Source organism: Pseudomonas sp. GM49 (assembly GCF_000282355.1).
Classification (GTDB): domain Bacteria; phylum Pseudomonadota; class Gammaproteobacteria; order Pseudomonadales; family Pseudomonadaceae; genus Aquipseudomonas.
Window position 1 is genome coordinate 17,503 of record NZ_AKJL01000102.1, and the last position, 16,901, is coordinate 34,403.

14 protein-coding genes and 1 riboswitch are annotated in these 16,901 nt (G+C 61.1%); of the genes, 6 read left to right on the forward strand and 8 right to left on the reverse strand.

Going from position 1 to position 16,901, the window contains the following annotated elements:
- Nucleotides 1-74: 74 nt before the first annotated feature.
- Nucleotides 75-527 (reverse strand): DUF1249 domain-containing protein, encoded by a 453-nt coding sequence (locus PMI29_RS19085; RefSeq protein WP_007977461.1) that lies wholly within the window; start codon nucleotides 525-527, stop codon nucleotides 75-77.
- Nucleotides 518-1,135 (reverse strand): NUDIX domain-containing protein, encoded by a 618-nt coding sequence (locus PMI29_RS19080; protein ID WP_007991550.1) that lies wholly within the window; start codon nucleotides 1,133-1,135, stop codon nucleotides 518-520. Before PMI29_RS19080 ends, PMI29_RS19085 begins: the two co-directional genes overlap by 10 nt.
- 225 nt (nucleotides 1,136-1,360) lie before the next feature.
- On the opposite strand from PMI29_RS19080, the gene PMI29_RS19075 reads away from it, so the two are divergent.
- Nucleotides 1,361-2,107: an RsiV family protein gene (locus PMI29_RS19075; RefSeq protein ID WP_007996556.1), complete on the forward strand. Its 747-nt coding sequence runs from the start codon at nucleotides 1,361-1,363 to the stop codon at nucleotides 2,105-2,107.
- Here the strand turns inward: PMI29_RS19075 and cytX are convergent.
- Complete coding sequence (cytX, locus tag PMI29_RS19070) at nucleotides 2,076-3,368, reverse strand: putative hydroxymethylpyrimidine transporter CytX (RefSeq protein ID WP_033052228.1); 1,293 nt, start codon at nucleotides 3,366-3,368, stop codon at nucleotides 2,076-2,078. The genes PMI29_RS19075 and cytX overlap by 32 nt on opposite strands.
- Before the next feature lie 97 nt (nucleotides 3,369-3,465).
- Complete coding sequence (gene thiC, locus PMI29_RS19065) at nucleotides 3,466-5,355, reverse strand: phosphomethylpyrimidine synthase ThiC (protein WP_007996558.1); 1,890 nt, start codon at nucleotides 5,353-5,355, stop codon at nucleotides 3,466-3,468.
- A gap of 164 nt (nucleotides 5,356-5,519) precedes the next feature.
- A riboswitch (TPP riboswitch) is annotated at nucleotides 5,520-5,625 on the reverse strand.
- A gap of 205 nt (nucleotides 5,626-5,830) precedes the next feature.
- On the opposite strand from thiC, the gene PMI29_RS19060 reads away from it, so the two are divergent.
- On the forward strand, nucleotides 5,831-7,270 hold the full coding sequence (locus PMI29_RS19060) for a TolC family outer membrane protein (RefSeq protein ID WP_007996559.1): 1,440 nt from the start codon (nucleotides 5,831-5,833) through the stop codon (nucleotides 7,268-7,270).
- Nucleotides 7,271-7,418: 148 nt separating this feature from the next.
- On the opposite strand, the gene waaA is transcribed toward PMI29_RS19060, so the two are convergent.
- Both waaA and PMI29_RS19050 read right to left on the reverse strand, forming a co-directional pair.
- Entirely contained in the window at nucleotides 7,419-8,696 is a 1,278-nt protein-coding gene (waaA, locus tag PMI29_RS19055) for a lipid IV(A) 3-deoxy-D-manno-octulosonic acid transferase (protein WP_007996560.1), read from the reverse strand.
- Nucleotides 8,697-8,707: 11 nt separating this feature from the next.
- The gene (locus PMI29_RS19050) at nucleotides 8,708-9,610 is read right to left on the reverse strand and encodes a LysR family transcriptional regulator (RefSeq protein WP_177323270.1); all 903 of its coding nucleotides are present in this window, start codon (nucleotides 9,608-9,610) and stop codon (nucleotides 8,708-8,710) included.
- A 103-nt stretch (nucleotides 9,611-9,713) separates the two neighbouring features.
- Here PMI29_RS19050 and PMI29_RS19045 point away from each other — a divergent pair, with 103 nt between their 5' ends.
- The 4 genes from PMI29_RS19045 (at nucleotide 9,714) to PMI29_RS19030 (ending at nucleotide 13,231) form a co-directional block, all read left to right on the forward strand.
- Nucleotides 9,714-10,046 (forward strand): DMT family transporter, encoded by a 333-nt coding sequence (locus tag PMI29_RS19045; protein ID WP_007996562.1) that lies wholly within the window; start codon nucleotides 9,714-9,716, stop codon nucleotides 10,044-10,046.
- Nucleotides 10,047-10,245: 199 nt separating this feature from the next.
- Nucleotides 10,246-11,421, forward strand: coding sequence for an NAD(P)/FAD-dependent oxidoreductase (locus tag PMI29_RS19040; protein WP_007996563.1), 1,176 nt, complete (start codon nucleotides 10,246-10,248; stop codon nucleotides 11,419-11,421).
- Entirely contained in the window at nucleotides 11,418-12,230 is an 813-nt protein-coding gene (locus PMI29_RS19035; protein WP_007996564.1) for an aldo/keto reductase, read from the forward strand. The genes PMI29_RS19040 and PMI29_RS19035 overlap by 4 nt, the downstream gene beginning before the upstream one ends.
- 32 nt (nucleotides 12,231-12,262) lie before the next feature.
- The gene (locus PMI29_RS19030) at nucleotides 12,263-13,231 is read left to right on the forward strand and encodes a hypothetical protein (protein WP_007996565.1); all 969 of its coding nucleotides are present in this window, start codon (nucleotides 12,263-12,265) and stop codon (nucleotides 13,229-13,231) included.
- A gap of 141 nt (nucleotides 13,232-13,372) precedes the next feature.
- Here PMI29_RS19030 and hldE read toward each other — a convergent pair whose 3' ends face one another.
- Entirely contained in the window at nucleotides 13,373-14,797 is a 1,425-nt protein-coding gene (gene hldE, locus PMI29_RS19025; protein WP_007991528.1) for a bifunctional D-glycero-beta-D-manno-heptose-7-phosphate kinase/D-glycero-beta-D-manno-heptose 1-phosphate adenylyltransferase HldE, read from the reverse strand.
- A 175-nt stretch (nucleotides 14,798-14,972) separates the two neighbouring features.
- The gene (gene msbA / locus PMI29_RS19020; RefSeq protein WP_007996569.1) at nucleotides 14,973-16,775 is read right to left on the reverse strand and encodes a lipid A export permease/ATP-binding protein MsbA; all 1,803 of its coding nucleotides are present in this window, start codon (nucleotides 16,773-16,775) and stop codon (nucleotides 14,973-14,975) included.
- Nucleotides 16,776-16,901: the final 126 nt, after the last annotated feature.

Below are 16,901 nucleotides of genomic sequence, written 5' to 3' on the forward strand. Positions count from 1 at the left end.
GCCGCAATTATGCTGGGGGACGGTCGAAAGGGGAAATCTGTGAACCTGACGCAGTTCACAACTGCGGCGCTCAGTTAACGGACGACTTCGTACTCATGCCCCAGCGCCAGGCAATGGCTCAGCCATTCGCCCAGAAACATGTTCAACTGGGCCTTTTCGTCCGGCTGGTGCATCGAGGCGTTCGGGTAAGGATAGATGCCGCGAAAGCGTCGCGCATGTTCGGCGCTGACCACTTCGGCCATGCGCGCGTCGTGATAGACCTGCACTTCCAGTTGCGGTACCGGCAACCACGGCAGGCTGTGTTCCTGACGCACTTGCAGGGTCGTGGTGTAAGGACAGGTCAGCAACACTTCCAGAGCCAGCACACCCAGCATCTGGTCGCCATGGGTCACGGCGATGCGCCGCGCGGCGGGCTCGCTGCGCATGTCCGGCAGCAGTCGCATCAGGCGCGCGTAGTTCGCCTCGCAGGACGCTTGCAGCCCCACCAGGTCCACCCGATAGCGATCGCGCAGCTTGTTTACGACCATAACCCCCTCACTTCAACGCGGTTCAAAGCCAGCCATTGCAAGGCAATGATGCTCGCCGCGTTGGCAATACGTCCGTCGCGCACGGCTTGCAGGGCATCGTCGAAAGCCCAGACCGTGACGCGAATATCTTCTGCCTCTTCCTCCAGCCCATGCAGGCCGCCAACCCCGGTTGTGTCGCAACGCCCCAGGTAAAGATGCACGAATTCGTTGCTGCCGCCCGGCGATGGAAAGTATTTGAGCATCGGCCAGAGCGCCCCGATTTCCAGCCCAGCTTCCTCCTGCGCCTCGCGGTGAGCAACTGCTTCCGGCACTTCATCCTTATCGATCAGACCAGCGACCAGTTCGATCAGCCACGGGTTGTCGGTCTTGCCCATGGCGCCGACGCGAAACTGCTCGATCAGCACCACTTCATCGCGCTGCGGATCGTAGGGCAGCATGCAGACCGCGTCATGGCGAACGAACACTTCACGATTGATCTCGCGGCTCATGCCCCCGGCGAACAATTCGTGGCGCAAGTGCACGCGTTCGAGTTTGTAAAAGCCCTCGTAGCACTTTTCGCGCCGCACGATATCAACGGCGGTCGGAATGGCGTTGGCAAAATCCGTCATGACAATCCTCTTTTACTGCAAATCCTGTTCGAGGCTCCTTTTTTTCCTGGGCCTCGACTTCGCGCCATCCTAACGCGCCCGTGATGTTTGATGCAGCCCCTTTCCCGTCAGCGGGATAGACGGTGAAGGCGAAACCCACTCTAATTAGCTTAGTGGCGAACTGACTGCTTTGTTGAGAGTCGAAGCCGGTAACTTTTTGCCCCCCCTGTTTCAGAAAGGACGCTCATGTCGCTTTTCAAAATCGCCTCCGTGGCCGCTATCGCCCTGACCCTGGGTGCTTGCGCGAGCCTGTTCCAGCCCAACTACCGGACACCGCTGGAAACCACCCGCGACGCTTCCGAGCAACTCAAGCCCGGTTGCAGCAACCCGGATTGCCCGCTGGTCAACATCGATACCGTGCACTTTCCGACCGAGCCTGCACTTGACGGCATCATCGAAAAACGCCTGCTGCAAATGACCCGTACCTCACCCGAAGCCCCGGTGGCCCCGACCCTGGCGGCCTATCGCGAAGAGTTTTTGCGCACCGCCGGCCCGCGCAACAGCAGCTATCTGCAGGCTAAGGTACGTGAGCAGCATGACGGCTTGGTGATCGTCGAATTGTCCAGTTACCTGGACACCGGCGGTGCCCATGGCACCCCAGGTCGAGGTTTCATCAACTATTCGCGCCAGCAGCATAAAGTGCTGACGCTGTCGGACATGCTGGTGCCAGGGCAGGAAGAAGCGTTCTGGAAAGCGGCGCAGGTGGCGCACAACAGCTGGCTGATCAGCACCAAGCTCGATCAGGAACCGGAGTTCGTGAAGAGCTGGCCGTTCCAGAAAACCCGGAACGTGGCGCTGACCTACGGTGGGGTGATCCTCAAGTACGAAACCAGCAGCATCGCGCCTTACGCGCTGGGCCATGTCGAACTGAAGATCCCCTACCCTCGCCTGAACGGCATCATCAAGCCCGAGCTGTTTCCCGGCCGTAACTGAAGGCCCGGCCCAGCACAAGCTGCAGCAGCCCTGCCAGGACCAGTGCCGGCAGGGTGGCGCCGACATCCGGGTACAGGTTGGCCAGCAAATGATAGGTGCTGACCCCGCCCAGCCAGGCGAGCAGCGCCGGCCAGCGCAGTGCAGCCGAGGCCACCTGGCCGCTACGCTTGCGCAGGATGAAGTGGTCCACCAGCACCACGCCGAACAACGGCGCAAACACCGAACCGATCAGCAGCAGGAAATTCTGGTACTGGGCCAATGGCGCCAGCAGGGCAATCAGCGTGCAGATAACGCCGATGGCCAGGGCCAGGTGTTCGACTTTGGCACGCAACAGAATCCCGCTGGACACCGCTGCCGAGTGAATATCGGCAAAGGCGTTTTCCGATTCATCCAGAAGAATCAGCAACAGCGGAATCCCCAGGCCGGCACCGGCCAGCGCCAGCAGCAACGCATTGACTTCACCGCTCGGCGCGAACGCCAGGGTGTAGGCCACGCCCAGGCTCATCAGCCAGAAATTACCGATGAAGAAACCGATGGCGGTGCCACCGAAGACGTTTTTCGCCCGCTTGCCGAAGCGCGAGTAGTCGGCGATCAGCGGCAACCACGACAACGGCATGGCAATGGCGATGTCGAAACCCACGGCGAACGGCATCGAACCGTCACCGGCCTGGGCCCACAACGCGGCCAGGTCAGCCTTGGCGAACAGGTTCCAGGTCAGCCAGGTGCAAGCGGCCAGCAATAGCCAGATGCCCCATTTGCGCAGGATCTGCCGGACGAACGTCAACGGACCGCTAACAGCCAGCAGGGTCGCCAGTGCGCCGAAGAACAGGGTCCACAACACCGGATTGGACAGCAGGCTGCCGTCACTGAACGCCTTCGCACCCAACAGGCTGGCGGCGTCGCGCATGACGATGATTTCGAACGAACCCCAACCGATCAATTGCAGCAGGTTCAACACCGCCGGCAGGCTCGCGCCTTTGGTGCCGAGGCTGAGCTTGAGCGCGGCCATCGACGACAGACCGGTATCACTGCCAATCACCCCGACCGCCGCCAGCAGCAGAACGCCGACCAGGGTGCCGAGGAAAATCGCCAGCAACGAACCCGACAGGCCCAGGCCTGGCGCGAGCAATGCACCGGTCTGCAAGACCATCAGGCCGATGCCGAGGGAAAACCACAGGGAAAACAGGTCACGACCGCCGAACACACGCTTGTCGGTCGGCACCGCGATATCGGGGGAGTAAGTGCTGGGTTGAATGCTCAAAGGTGTTATCTCAGAGGGACATTTGTTGTTGTTAAGATCGCCTTCGCGAGCAAGTTCGCGATGGCGGCAGTGCAAGCACCGCCGACCTCAGGTCAGATCAAACTTTCTGGTACAGCTGACTGCCTTCCTGCTTGAAGCGCTCGGCCTGTTCGGCCATGCCCTGGGCGACGTCCACGTCAACCGCTTCGATCCGTTGGTTGGCCGCGTATTCGCGGACTTCCTGGGTGATCTTCATCGAGCAGAATTTCGGCCCGCACATCGAGCAGAAGTGCGCGACCTTGGCCGAATCCTTCGGCAGGGTTTCATCGTGATACGAACGGGCGGTGTCCGGATCGAGGCCCAGGTTGAACTGGTCTTCCCAACGGAACTCGAAACGCGCCTTGCTCAAGGCATTGTCGCGAATCTGCGCGCCCGGGTGACCCTTCGCCAGATCGGCGGCATGCGCGGCGATCTTGTAGGTGATGATCCCGGTCTTCACATCATCCTTGTTCGGCAGGCCCAGGTGCTCCTTCGGCGTGACGTAGCAGAGCATGGCGCAACCGAACCAGCCGATCATCGCCGCACCGATACCGGAGGTGATGTGGTCGTAACCCGGCGCGATGTCGGTGGTCAGCGGGCCGAGAGTGTAGAACGGCGCCTCGTCGCAGCACTCCAGCTGCTTGTCCATGTTCTCTTTGATCAACTGCATCGGCACGTGGCCCGGGCCTTCGATCATGCATTGCACGTCGTGTTTCCAGGCAATTTTGGTCAGCTCGCCGAGGGTTTCCAGCTCGCCGAACTGCGCTTCGTCGTTGGCATCGGCAATCGAGCCCGGACGCAGGCCATCGCCCAGCGAGAAGCTGACGTCGTAGGCCTTCATGATTTCGCAGATGTCTTCGAAATGGGTGTAGAGGAAGTTCTCTTTGTGGTGCGCCAGGCACCACTTGGCCATGATCGAACCGCCACGGGAGACGATGCCGGTCACGCGCTTGGCGGTCATCGGCACGTAGCGCAACAGCACACCGGCATGGATGGTGAAGTAATCGACGCCCTGCTCGGCCTGTTCGATCAGCGTGTCGCGGAACAGCTCCCAGGTCAGGTCTTCGGCCACGCCGCCAACTTTTTCCAGGGCCTGGTAGATCGGCACCGTACCGATCGGCACCGGCGAGTTGCGGATGATCCACTCGCGGGTTTCGTGGATGTGCTTGCCGGTGGAAAGGTCCATGACCGTGTCCGAACCCCAGCGAATGCCCCAGGTCAGTTTCGCCACTTCTTCTTCGATGGACGAACCCAGGGCACTGTTGCCGATGTTGCCGTTGATCTTCACCAGGAAGTTACGGCCGATGATCATCGGTTCCAGTTCGGTGTGGTTGATGTTGGCCGGAATGATCGCGCGGCCACGGGCGATTTCCTCACGGACAAATTCTGGAGTGATGACTTTCGGCACGCTGGCACCGAAGCTGTGGCCGGCGTGTTGCTGGTCCAGCAGGCCGGCGGCACGAGCCACTTCCAGCTTCATGTTTTCGCGGATGGCAACGTATTCCATTTCGGCGGTGATGATGCCTTTGCGCGCGTAGTGCATCTGGCTGACGTTGGCACCCGGCTTGGCGCGACGCGGATTGTTGACGTGAGCGAAGCGCAGCTTGGTCAGCTCCGGATCGGCAAGACGTTCCTGGCCGAAATTCGAGCTCAGGCCGCTCAGGCGCTCGGTATCGCCACGGGATTCGATCCACGGCGAACGCACGTCGCCCAGGCCTTTGCGCACATCGATGATGACATTGGGGTCGGTGTACGGGCCCGAGGTGTCGTACACCACTACCGGTGCATTGACCTCGCCGCCGAAGTCGGTCGGCGTCACGTCCAGACTGATTTCGCGCATCGGCACGAGGATGTCCGGGCGGGTGCCCTGGACATAGATTTTTTGCGAGCGGGTAAACGGCTGAACCGATTGCTGATCGACCTTGGCCGAGTCACTCAGGTTGGTGGCGATTTTTGCTTTTGTAGTCATCACGGGCTCTCCAGACAGCATCCAGGCAGTGGATTTTTGTCGGAGCGAACCTGTAAACGAATGGACGCACGGGCGCTGGGAAAACCAGCTGTGCTGTGCTCGGTGCTCGAGGGGTGTTCGATTGTCGAACAACATCCCGGACGAAGCACAAGAGGACTCGCCGGGTGACGAGAAATCTTGTTCCCTACGCAGGCGCTAACCTGATCAGGTTCAACGGGATCCGAAATTATTCGATCTCAGCCTCATAGCAAGGCACCCCGACAAGAACCCGGCCAGTCTAGACACAACTGGCAAAGAACGCCAACCCCACGGTAAACACCATGATGAATGGCGTTATTGCACGCAGTATCAGGATTGTTGCCACCCGAATGCACAACTACACTCGCTACGCTGAGCCGCGCATTGACGCTGTCAAAGCAGCGCCTTAGCCTTGGCGTTCAAATTATCTGTGTAATATCAAATCTAGGGAACATCTATGCTGCGCAAACTCTCACTGGCCCTTGCCGTGTCTTGTGCGTCCAATGGAATGGCCTGGGCAGCAGATGTGCCCTTATCGACCAAGACGGACCTGGTCAGCGTTTATCAGGAAGCCGTCAACAACAACTCCGATCTGGCGGCTGCCATTGCCCAATACGGCGCGCAGAAGGAAGTCGTACCCCAGGCCCGCGCCGGGCTGCTGCCGAACCTCTCGGGCGGCGCCAATATTTCCGAGGTGCGTACGGATCTCGATCAACCGTCCGCCACGTCCAACCGCGATGCTCATTCCTACCAGGCCACTTTGGCGCAGCCGCTGTTCCGGGCTGACCGCTGGTTCCAGTTCCAGGCCGCCAAGGAAGTCAACGAACAGGCCGCCCTGCAACTCTCGGCGACCGAGCAGAACCTGATCCTGCAAACCGCTAACAGCTATTTCAACGTGCTGCGCACCCAGGACAACCTGGCCTCGACCAAGGCCGAAGAAGCGGCGTTCAAACGCCAGCTCGATCAATCCAACGAGCGTTTCGATGTCGGCCTCTCGGACAAGACCGACGTATTGAACTCACAAGCCAGCTACGACACCGCACGCGCCAACCGCATCGTTGCGCAGCGCCAGGTGGACGACGCCTTTGAAGCATTGATCACCCTGACCAACCGTCAGTACAACTCGATCTGGGGCATCAGCCATAACTTGCCGATCCTGCCGCCAGCACCGAACGACGCCAAGGCCTGGGTCGAAACGGCGGGCCGGCAGAACCTCAATCTGTTGGCCAGCAACTATGCCGTCAGCGCCGCCGAGCAAACCCTCAAGCAGCGCAAGTCCGGGCACTTGCCAACGGTTGATGCGATAGCCAAGTACGAGAAAGGCGACAACGACGCACTGGGCTTCAGCAACCCGAACAACCAACCCCTGCCGTACGGTGGCAACGTCGAGCAAACGACCGTTGGCCTGCAACTGAACATACCGATCTACAGCGGCGGCCTGATCAGCTCCCAGGTGCGTCAATCGTATTCACAACTGGACCAGACCGAGCAGCAGCGCGAGTCCCTGCGCCGACAGATCGTGGAAAACACCCGCGACCTGCACCGCGCGGTAAACACCGATGTCGAGCAGGTACAGGCGCGCAAGCAATCGATCATCTCCAACCAGAGTGCGGTGGAAGCGACTGAAATCGGCTATCAGGTGGGCACGCGAAACATCGTCGACGTACTGGATGCGCAGCGCCAGCTGTACAGCTCGGTACGCGACTACAACAACACCCGCTACGACTACATCCTCGACAACCTGCGTTTGAAGCAACAGGCCGGCACGTTGAATCCGGGGGATCTGCAAGACCTGAAACGCTGGCTCAATCCCAACTACAACCCGGACAAGGATTTCCTGCCGCCGGATCTGGCCAAGGCTGCAGCTGAGCAGTTGAAAGCGAGACCGGAGCAGTAAAAGCAAAAGCTTCGCGAGCAAGTCGGAATGCCGCACCACCGCTCCCACATTGACCTACTGTCGTACACAAAACCTGTGCTCACAGAAGATCCAATGTGGGAGCGGCGGTGCGACGATTCGACTTGCTCGCGAATGAAGGCAGCACGGTCTATCGGTCGATCAACCGCCCCAACCCGTCCAGCAACCGCTGCAACGCACCCTGATTGGCGCGCATCACATTCAACCCGGCCTCTGCCATGCGCTGCGCATCAAGCGGCAGTTCAAACAACCGCTGCACCGCCACCGCCAGGCCTTCGGCATCCTCCACTTCCTGCAACGCCCCGGCACTGCGCAACTGCGCGGCGATTTCGAGGAAGTTGAAAAGATGCGGCCCACTCAGCACCGGTTTGGCCAGGGCCGCCGGCTCCAGCAGGTTATGCCCGCCGTTCGGCACCAGGCTGCCGCCGACGAAAGCACTGTCAGCCAGGGCGTAGAGAAACAACAACTCGCCCATGGTGTCGCCAAGCAGCACTGAAGTATTCGCACTGACCGCATCGCCGCTGGAACGCCGGACCGTGGCGAACCCTTGTTGCAGGCACAACCCGTACACCGAATTGAAGCGTTCCGGATGCCGCGGCACCAGAATCAGCAAGGCATCGGGGTGACTGGCCAGTAACTGACGATGAGCCGCCAGCACCACCTCGTCTTCGCCGTCATGGGTACTGGCCGCGATCCACACCGGTCGTTCCAGCGCCTGCCATTGCCCGCGCAATTGGCTGGCGCGCTCAAGCAGTTGCGGGTCGATGGTCAGGTCGAACTTGATCGAACCGGTCACTTCGACGGTTTCCGCCCGCGCGCCCAAGTCGCGCAAGCGTCGGGCTTCGGCTTCGGTCTGCACCGCGAACAGGCTCATCTCGGTCAGCATCGGCTGGGTCAGCTTGGGGAACCGGCCGTAGCCCCTGGCCGAACGCTCGGACAGCCGCGCATTGGCCAACGCCACGGGGATCCCGCGTTTGGCACACTGATGGATATGGTTGGGCCACAGCTCGGTTTCCATGATCACCGCCAGTTTCGGCCGGACCCGATCGAGGAAGCGCCGGGCAGCGCAAGGCAGGTCGTAAGGCAAATAACAGTGTTGGATGCGCGGCTCATTGGCGAACAGTGCCAGGATGCGCTCCGAACCGGTCGGCGTCATGCAGGTCACGGTGATCGGCAGATCCGGGTAGCGCGCCAGCAAGGCGCGGATCATCGGCGCGGCAGCAATGCTTTCGCCCACCGAGACGGCGTGCACCCAGATGCCGCCCGGTTTCATCACCGGCATCCCGTAGGAGAAGCGCTCGCCGATGCGCCTGGCATACGCCGGCGCCTTGCGCGCGCGCAGCCAAAGCCGAATCGCTACCAGTGGCAGCCCCAGATAAAACAGCGCGGTATAGAGAGTTCTATTCATGGCGGCGGAGTTTATCGGCTTTTTTCGCCAATCGCCTGCAAGTGCACGGCAAAACGTTCGGCGAGCCAGCGCGCGGCCGGACCGAGCGGCTCATCCCGGCGCCATACCAGCTCCACCACCAGGGCTGGCGGGGTCCATTCGCTGACCAGTTCGACCATCTGGTTCTGATAGGTCGGGTACTGCACCACATGGCGTGGCAGCCAGGCCCAGCCGAGGCCACGCACCAGCCATTCGGCCATCACATAGAAACTGTCGGCGCGCCAGACTTGCGGGCTGGCGGGATCACTGCCGGGATATATGCTCGACTCCGTGGACATCAGCAACTGCCGATGTTGCGCCAGTTGTTGGCCGTCCACTGCGCCTTTGCGCGCCAACGGATGATCCTTGCCGCACACCGTGACCATTTCCACGCTGCCCAGCACCCGCCGCTCAAGTGCCTCGGGAATCTGATCGTGAAAGAACAGCAGCCCCAGATCCGCGCGCCGCTCCACCAGTTTGCGCGCGACATCGCCTTGGGCGGCGCTGGTCAGTTGCACTTCAAGGCTGGGGAATTTTTCCGCCAGGGCCTCGAAGCTTTCGATGATCGGCTGATAAGGCATCGCTTCATCCTGCGCCACACGCAGTCGTGCCTCCTGACCGCGCATCATCGCCAGCGCCCGGCCATTGAGCCGTTCGCACTGGCGCAACACCTCCCGCGCTTCGTCCAGCAAAGCCGTGCCGGCTTCAGTGAGCTTCGGTTGACGGCCGCTGCTGCGGTCGAACAGGCTGACGCCCAGGTCTTCCTCCAGCAACGCTATCGAACTGCTGACCGCCGACTGCGCCTTGCGCTGATCCCGCGCCACGGCAGAAAACGATCGCTGCTCCGCTACGCTGGCAAACAACCGCAACTGCTCCAGATTCCATTGCATGCTCATGGCTCAACCCATCTTCAAAGCAGATAGGTAATGACTTTACCGCATCTGGCGAATCACTAGAATGCCGACCTCAGAGAGCAACACTTCACACGAGGATTGACCCATGACCGCTTACTACTACCTGGCCATAGCCATCTGCGCCGAAGTGATTGCCACTGTTTCGATGAAAGCCGTCAAAGGCCTCAGCACCCCGCTGCCACTGGTGCTGGTCATCCTCGGCTACGGGATTGCCTTCTGGATGCTGACCCTGGTGGTGCGCAGCGTTCCGGTGGGTGTGGCGTATGCCGTGTGGGCCGGCATGGGGATCGTGATGGTCAGCGTCGCGGCGCTGTTTATCTATGGGCAGAAGCTGGACGTACCAGCGATGCTGGGGATGGCGTTGATTGTGTTGGGCGTCGTAGTCATCCAGCTCTTCTCCAATACTGCCGGCCACTAAAATTCGAAACCCGATCCATTGTGGGAGCGAGCTTGCTCGCGATGGCGGCATGGCATTCAGCATCAATGTTGACTGACCCACCGCAATCGCGAGCCTGCTCGCTCCCACAGGATTTGCGTCCGCCACATTGATCACCAACAAATCCACTCTTCTTCGAGTCTGTATACTGCGCCCTCGTCTTGAACACAGAGGTCGCTGCATGCCATCCGTTATTTCCACCGACGTTCTGATTGTCGGCGCTGGTGTCGCCGGCCTCTGGCTGAATGCGCGCCTGCGCCGCCAGGGTTTTTCGACCGTGCTGGTGGAAAGCGCCAGCCTCGGCGGCGGGCAGAGCGTGAAATCCCAGGGCATCATCCACGGCGGCGCCAAATACGCGCTGCATGGCGCCCTGACTGGCGCCTCGGAAGCCATCGCCGACATGCCGCGCCGCTGGCGTGAAGCCCTGGCCGGTGACGGCGAGCTGGATCTGTCCGGCGTTCGCCTGCTGTCCGAAGCCCATTACCTGTGGTCCCCCGGCACCCTCGCCGGCAACCTCACCAGTTTCTTTGCCAGCAAAGCCGTGCGCGGCCGCGTCGATCAAGTCAAGGGCGAGCAATTGCCGCCAGCCCTGCAGGACAAGCGCTTCAAGGGCAAGGTCTATCGCCTGGCGGAACTGGTGGTCGATGTGCCAAGCCTGATCCAGCGCCTGGCCGATCTGGCTGGAGACGGTTTGCTTGCCGGGCAGAAAATCAAACCGTTGCTCGATGGTGGCGCGCTGGTCGGCCTGAAGGTGGATGAGCGAGAAATCCGCGCCCAACGCATCGTCCTGAGCGCAGGCGCCGGAACCGCGGCATTGCTGGAAGCACTGGGCCTGAGCCAGCCCGCCATGCAGCGCCGCCCGTTGCACATGATCATCGCCAAGGGGCCGAGCCTCAAACCGCTATACGCCCACTGCCTGGGTGGCGGTACCAAGCCGCGTATCACCGTGACCACGCACCCGGCGGCGGATGGCCAATGGGTCTGGTACCTGGGCGGCGATATCGCGGAATCCGAAGGCGTGGCCCGTGAGCCCCACGAGCAAATCGCCACCGCACAGAAAGAACTCGGCCAATTGCTGCCGTGGATCGACCTGAGCACAGTGCAATGGGCGACCTTGCGCGTGGATCGCGCCGAACCGCTGCAATCGGGGCTAACGCGTCCCGACAACGCCTTTGTTGCCGAGGAAGGCCGCCTGCTGGTGGGCTGGCCAACCAAACTCGCCCTGGCGCCAGACTTCGCCGACCGGGTCATCGCCAGCCTGGCTCGCGACGGCATCCAGCCAAGTCACCCGGCAGCGCTGCCTGATCTGCCGAAGCCGCCGATGGGCGTACCTGCCTGGGAGCAACTGCTGCCATGAGCCAACCGACCCTGCACGACTTGCATCGCCCGCTGGGCAGCACCGGCTTGCTGGTTTCGCCCCTGGGCCTGGGCACGGTGAAACTGGGCCGCGACCAAGGGGTGAAGTACCCCAACGGCTTCCGGATTCCCGATGACGATGAAGCCCGCATGCTGCTCAAACTCGCCCGCGACCTGGGCATCAACCTGATCGACACCGCCCCGGCCTATGGTCGCAGCGAAGAACGCCTGGGCCCGTTGCTGCGCGGTCAGCGTCAGGATTGGGTGATTGTCAGCAAGGTCGGCGAAGAGTTTGTCGACGGCCAGTCCCGTCACGATTTCAGCGCTGCACACACGCGAATGTCGGTGGAACGCAGCCTGCAACGCCTGGAAACGGACTTCATCGATCTGGTGCTGGTGCACTCCGATGGTAACGATCTGGCGATCCTCAATGACTGCGAAGTCTACGCCACCCTCGCCGAGCTCAAGGCCGAAGGCAAGATTCGCGGTTTCGGCTTTTCCGGCAAAACCGTCGACGGCGGCCTGAAGGCGCTGGAGCAAGGCGACTGCGCGATGGTCACCTACAATCTGAACGAACAAAACGAGAAGGCCGTCATTGACTATGCTGCTGCACACGGCAAAGCCATTCTGGTCAAAAAAGCCCTCGCCAGTGGTCATGCATGCCTGAGTCCGAGCATCGATCCGGTGCGCGCCAGCTTCGAGCTTTTGTTTGAACATCCGGGTGTTGCCAGTGCTATTGTCGGGACCATCAACCCGCTGCACCTCGCCCACAATGTCGCGACCGTTGCCCAGGTCCTACGTAGCCACTGATGCCGCCCACGCGGCCTTAAGCAGGAGCCGACATGTCGCGTACGCTCATCAGAAAGAACCCGAGCAACTTCAAGACCCTGCCGTTATTCGTCGAAGCGACCCCCGAAGGCCTGGCTTATCAGAGCGTCGGCAGGCCGCTGAATTTCTCCCAGACCCTGCAACGTCGTCGCCCGGTGACGGTCGGCGACAGCGAACGATTTGCCCTGGAGCTGGCCAATCTCGGGGTTTCGGTGCGCCTGACCCTGCATTGGCAAAATCGCGACTATTGGGTGCTGGTGCGCCAACGCCGGCAAGACCGCGGCGATGTGGTGCTCAAGTTGATTTCCGGGTACGTGCCGGCCCATGAGCTGAACCTGCCACTGCACACGGCGATCCAGGAGATTGCCGAAGAATGCCTGCTGGAAACCCCGGAAGGCTGGCTCGGCGGGCGGTTCAATGACACCTGGCTGCCGGCACCCTACTCGGCCGCCCTGCATTACCGTGAAGCGCTGCCGTTTCGTTTGTCGCCACTGTCCGGCTCGGCGCGGCCGGTACGTTGCGCCAACCTGATGCTGATTGAGCGTCCGCGGGCTTACGTGCATTTGCCGACGGCGTCGCTGCAACTGATCTATGACTTGCGCCTGGACGTTCCCAAGGACGCCAAATCCCTGAGCCTGTTCCATGTCGATGAAAGACTGGAAGGCGATCAACTTGTCGCCCGCCTCGACCGCAAGCGCCCCGATCTGTACTTGATGCCCTTGCAGGACGGCCACCCGATGGCTGAGCTCTACACCTTGAAAAAGGATCAGCTGTACCCGGCCAGCACGCGTGGGCTGTACCTGGCCGAGAGCTTTGCCCGGCAGGAAGGCTGGCTGGTGAGGGAGGAGCGAATTCGCTGGAAAGACTGGGTGAGGCAGCAGGGTTTGACGCCACCCGGGAAGGATTCGGGGCTGGCGCGGTTGCGCGGGAAGGCTAAATTGCTGCTGAAGAAGATCGTGCCGCGCAAGAAGGTCAGCTCCTAAAGCAAAAAATCGCAGCCTTTGTAGGAGCGAGCTTGCTCGCGATGGACGTGAACGATACCGCGTGTTGACTGATTGAATGCGGTGCCGCTGAGTTCATCGCGAGCAAGCTCGCTCCTACAGAGGATGCGATCTTTTATGGCTTCATTCGGACTTGCGGATCTTCTCGACAATCGCGGTGGTCGAGCTGTTTTCCACCAGCCCCAGCACTTTCACGGTACCGCCGTAGGCTGTCACGATGTCCGCGCCGACGACCTGGTCGATCCCGTAGTCGCCGCCCTTGACCAGCACGTCCGGTTTGATCGCGCTCAGCAGGTTTTCCGGGGTACCCTCCGGGAAACTGATGACCCAGTCCACTGCTCCCAGACCGGCCAGCACCGCCATGCGCCGGTCGACGCTGTTGATCGGACGGCCCGGCCCTTTCAGGCGGCTGACCGATGCATCGTCGTTGATCGCCACGATCAGGCGATCGCCCTGGGCCCGCGCCTGTTCCAGATAGGTCACGTGGCCTGCATGCAGGATGTCGAAGCAACCGTTGGTGAAGACAATCCGTTCGTTATGCGCACGCGCATCATCAACCGCCAGCAACAGCTGCTCAAGCCCCAGCACACCGCGCTCGGAACCCTCCGCGCGTTGAATCGCACGACGTAGTTCCGGCGCACTGATGGCCGCCGTACCGAGCTTGCCGACCACGATACCAGCCGCCAGGTTGGCCAGGGCCACCGCGTGGGGCAGTTCTTCGCCAGCGGCAATTGCGGCCGCCAGGGTGGAAATCACCGTGTCGCCGGCGCCGGTTACGTCGAACACTTCACGGGCGCGGGCCGGCAAGTGCAGCGCCGGGTGATCCGGACGCAGCAGGGTCATGCCATGCTCGCCACGGGTCACCAGCAACGCACCGAGGTCCAGGTCATGCATCAACTGCGCGCCCTTGCTCACCAGTTCGTGCTCATCGGCGCAACCACCGACGATGGTTTCGAATTCATTGAGGTTTGGCGTGATCAGGCTCGCACCACGGTAGATCGAGAAATCCTTGCCCTTGGGATCGGCCAGCACCGGAATACCACGGGCACGGGCGGCCTGGATCAGCGCCTGATGGTTTTTCAGCGCGCCTTTGCCGTAGTCGGACAGCACCAGCACCTTGATGCCTTCAAGCAACTCGTCGACTTGCGCCGCCAACGCCAGCGCGTCGGTGGCGAAGGGCTCTTCGAAGTCGATACGCAGCAGTTGCTGGTGACGGCTCATGACCCGTAGCTTGACGATGGTCGGCTGGTGCGCAATGCGCTGGAAGATGGCCCGCACGCCAGCGCCCTTGAGGCTGTTGACCAGGCTGTTGGCGGCTTCATCGTCGCCGGTTACGCCGACCAGCGAGGCCGGAGCCCCCAGGGCGGCAATGTTCAAGGCAACGTTGGCAGCACCGCCCGGGCGGTCCTCGATGTGATCGACCTTGACCACCGGCACCGGCGCCTCAGGAGAAATCCGTGAGGTACCACCATGCCAGTAACGGTCGAGCATGACATCGCCGACCACCAAGACAGGGGCTTGATCGAATCGCGGCATGGACAACTTCATGGTGCAACCCACATACAGAATGAACAGGGGCGCGATATTAACACAGGGTTGGTGTCGGCTTGTGCGGTGGCTGCAACCGGATGATTCGCCGGGTTTTACTGCTCATTTTTTGAGCAAAAAAAAACCGCCAGACGACACCCGTGCGAAGGGGCGAGCCAGGCTCGCCCCTTCGGGGTCAGGCGATGTCTTCGGCCGGGGCGTCGAGGCCCATCGCGTTGAGGCGCGAGTAGTAGCCGTTTTGCGCCAGCAGTTGATCATGGGTGCCGCGCTCGACGATTTTCCCCTGATCCATGACCAGGATCAGGTCAGCCTTCTCGATGGTCGACAAGCGGTGAGCGATTACCAGTGTGGTGCGACCTTTCATGACCTGATCCAGCGCTGCCTGAATATGCCGCTCGGACTCGGTATCGAGTGCCGATGTCGCCTCATCGAGAATCAGCAGCGGAGCATTCTTCAACAGTGCCCGGGCAATCGCCAGGCGCTGGCGCTGGCCACCGGACAACAGCACGCCGTTCTCCCCGACCTGGGTGTCCAGGCCTTCAGGCAATTGCGCAATGAAGTCCATCGCGTAGGCATCTTTGGCCGCTTTTTCAATATCTTCGCGGGGTGCGCCGGCCAGGTCGCCATAAGCGATGTTGTTGGCCACGGTGTCGCTGAACAGGGTCACGTGCTGGGTCACCTGGGCGATATGCCGACGCAGGTTCAACAGCTTGTACTGTTCCACTTCGACGCCATCGATGAGGATCTCGCCCTTGTCGTGGTGATAGAAACGCGGAATCAGGTTGGCCAGGGTCGACTTGCCGCTACCCGAACGCCCCACCAGCGCCACCATTTGCCCGGGTTCGACCGAGAAACTGATGTCATTGAGCACCTGACGCTCGGTGTCAGGGTAGGTGAAGCTGAGGTTGCGCACGTCCAGGCGACCGCTGACCACATCACGTTCGACGGTGCCGGTATCGACTTCAGGCTCGACGTCCAGTTGCTCGAAGATACTTTCGGCACCGGCCACACCCTTCTGGATGGTCGAGCTGACTTCGGACAACTGGCGAATCGGCTTGGGCAGCAGGCCGGCCAGGGTGATATAGGCCACCATGTCACCGGCGGACGCATCGCCGCGCAGGAACAGCACCAGGAACATCAGCACGGCCATGGCGGTGTAGATCACCAATTGCAGCAGTGGCGTGTAGATCGCACCGGTGCGGGTCATGCGCAGTTGCTTGTCGGTATTGCCCTGACTGGCGTCGAAGAAGCGTTTTTCTTCATAGGCTTCACCGCCGAAGCTGCGCACTACGCGATAGCCCTGGATGGTCTCCGAGGCCACGTGTGTCACGTCCCCCATGGCCAGCTGGATTTTCTTGCTCTGCTTGCGGAATTTCTTGCTGGCCGTGCGCACCATGATGGCAATCAGCGGCAGGATGGCGACCATGACCAGCGTCAGGCGCCAGTTCATGAACAGCAGCGAGGCGAACAGGAAGATCACCGTCATTCCTTCACGAATAACGACCTTGATCGCATCTGTTGCCGCCCCCGTGACCATGGTCACGTTGAAGGTGATACGTGAAATCAGATGCCCCGAGTTATGCTTGTCGAAATACCGGTTTGGCAATACCAGCAGGTTGTTGAACAACTGGACCCGCAAGTCATGGACCAGGCCCAGGGAAACCTTGGCCAGGAAATAGTTGCCCAGGTACGACCCCAATCCCTGCCACGCGGCGATCAGGATGATCAACAACGGCACCGCCTGCAGCAGTTGCAGGTCGCGCAGGTAGGGCACGGTTGGAAACAGTGCCGCTTCAGGGTTGGACAGACCGTCGACGAAGTACTTGAGGATGTAGCCCAGCATTGGCTGCGTCGAAGCGAAAATCAGAAAACCGACGATGCTGATCAGGAACAGGCTGATGTACGGCCGGACATAGCCGAGCAGGCGGAAGTAGATTTTCAAGCTTGATGGGCTTGCGGAGAGACTGGAGTCGGTCATATCACGCGAATGTCGATGAAAAGGACGCTGACTTTAGCACAGCTTCCTCAGGGTTCTGGCAATCGCATACAGTCTGTGTATTGTGGCGCGTCAAATAGCCACCTGCTGTCCCTGCCTTGGTACGGT

What these genes read in the sequence shown, in the direction of transcription:
- PMI29_RS19040 (WP_007996563.1), top strand. Translation starts at nt 10,246, where the DNA reads ATGCCATCCGTTATTTCCACCGACGTTCTGATTGTCGGCGCTGGTGTC.
- hldE (WP_007991528.1), bottom strand. Translation starts at nt 14,797, where the DNA reads ATGAAGTTGTCCATGCCGCGATTCGATCAAGCCCCTGTCTTGGTGGTC.
- PMI29_RS19050 (WP_177323270.1), bottom strand. Translation starts at nt 9,610, where the DNA reads ATGAGCATGCAATGGAATCTGGAGCAGTTGCGGTTGTTTGCCAGCGTA.
- PMI29_RS19045 (WP_007996562.1), top strand. Translation starts at nt 9,714, where the DNA reads ATGACCGCTTACTACTACCTGGCCATAGCCATCTGCGCCGAAGTGATT.
- msbA (WP_007996569.1), bottom strand. Translation starts at nt 16,775, where the DNA reads ATGACCGACTCCAGTCTCTCCGCAAGCCCATCAAGCTTGAAAATCTAC.
- PMI29_RS19035 (WP_007996564.1), top strand. Translation starts at nt 11,418, where the DNA reads ATGAGCCAACCGACCCTGCACGACTTGCATCGCCCGCTGGGCAGCACC.
- PMI29_RS19030 (WP_007996565.1), top strand. Translation starts at nt 12,263, where the DNA reads ATGTCGCGTACGCTCATCAGAAAGAACCCGAGCAACTTCAAGACCCTG.
- PMI29_RS19080 (WP_007991550.1), bottom strand. Translation starts at nt 1,135, where the DNA reads ATGACGGATTTTGCCAACGCCATTCCGACCGCCGTTGATATCGTGCGG.
- PMI29_RS19075 (WP_007996556.1), top strand. Translation starts at nt 1,361, where the DNA reads ATGTCGCTTTTCAAAATCGCCTCCGTGGCCGCTATCGCCCTGACCCTG.
- thiC (WP_007996558.1), bottom strand. Translation starts at nt 5,355, where the DNA reads ATGACTACAAAAGCAAAAATCGCCACCAACCTGAGTGACTCGGCCAAG.
- PMI29_RS19060 (WP_007996559.1), top strand. Translation starts at nt 5,831, where the DNA reads ATGCTGCGCAAACTCTCACTGGCCCTTGCCGTGTCTTGTGCGTCCAAT.
- PMI29_RS19085 (WP_007977461.1), bottom strand. Translation starts at nt 527, where the DNA reads ATGGTCGTAAACAAGCTGCGCGATCGCTATCGGGTGGACCTGGTGGGG.
- waaA (WP_007996560.1), bottom strand. Translation starts at nt 8,696, where the DNA reads ATGAATAGAACTCTCTATACCGCGCTGTTTTATCTGGGGCTGCCACTG.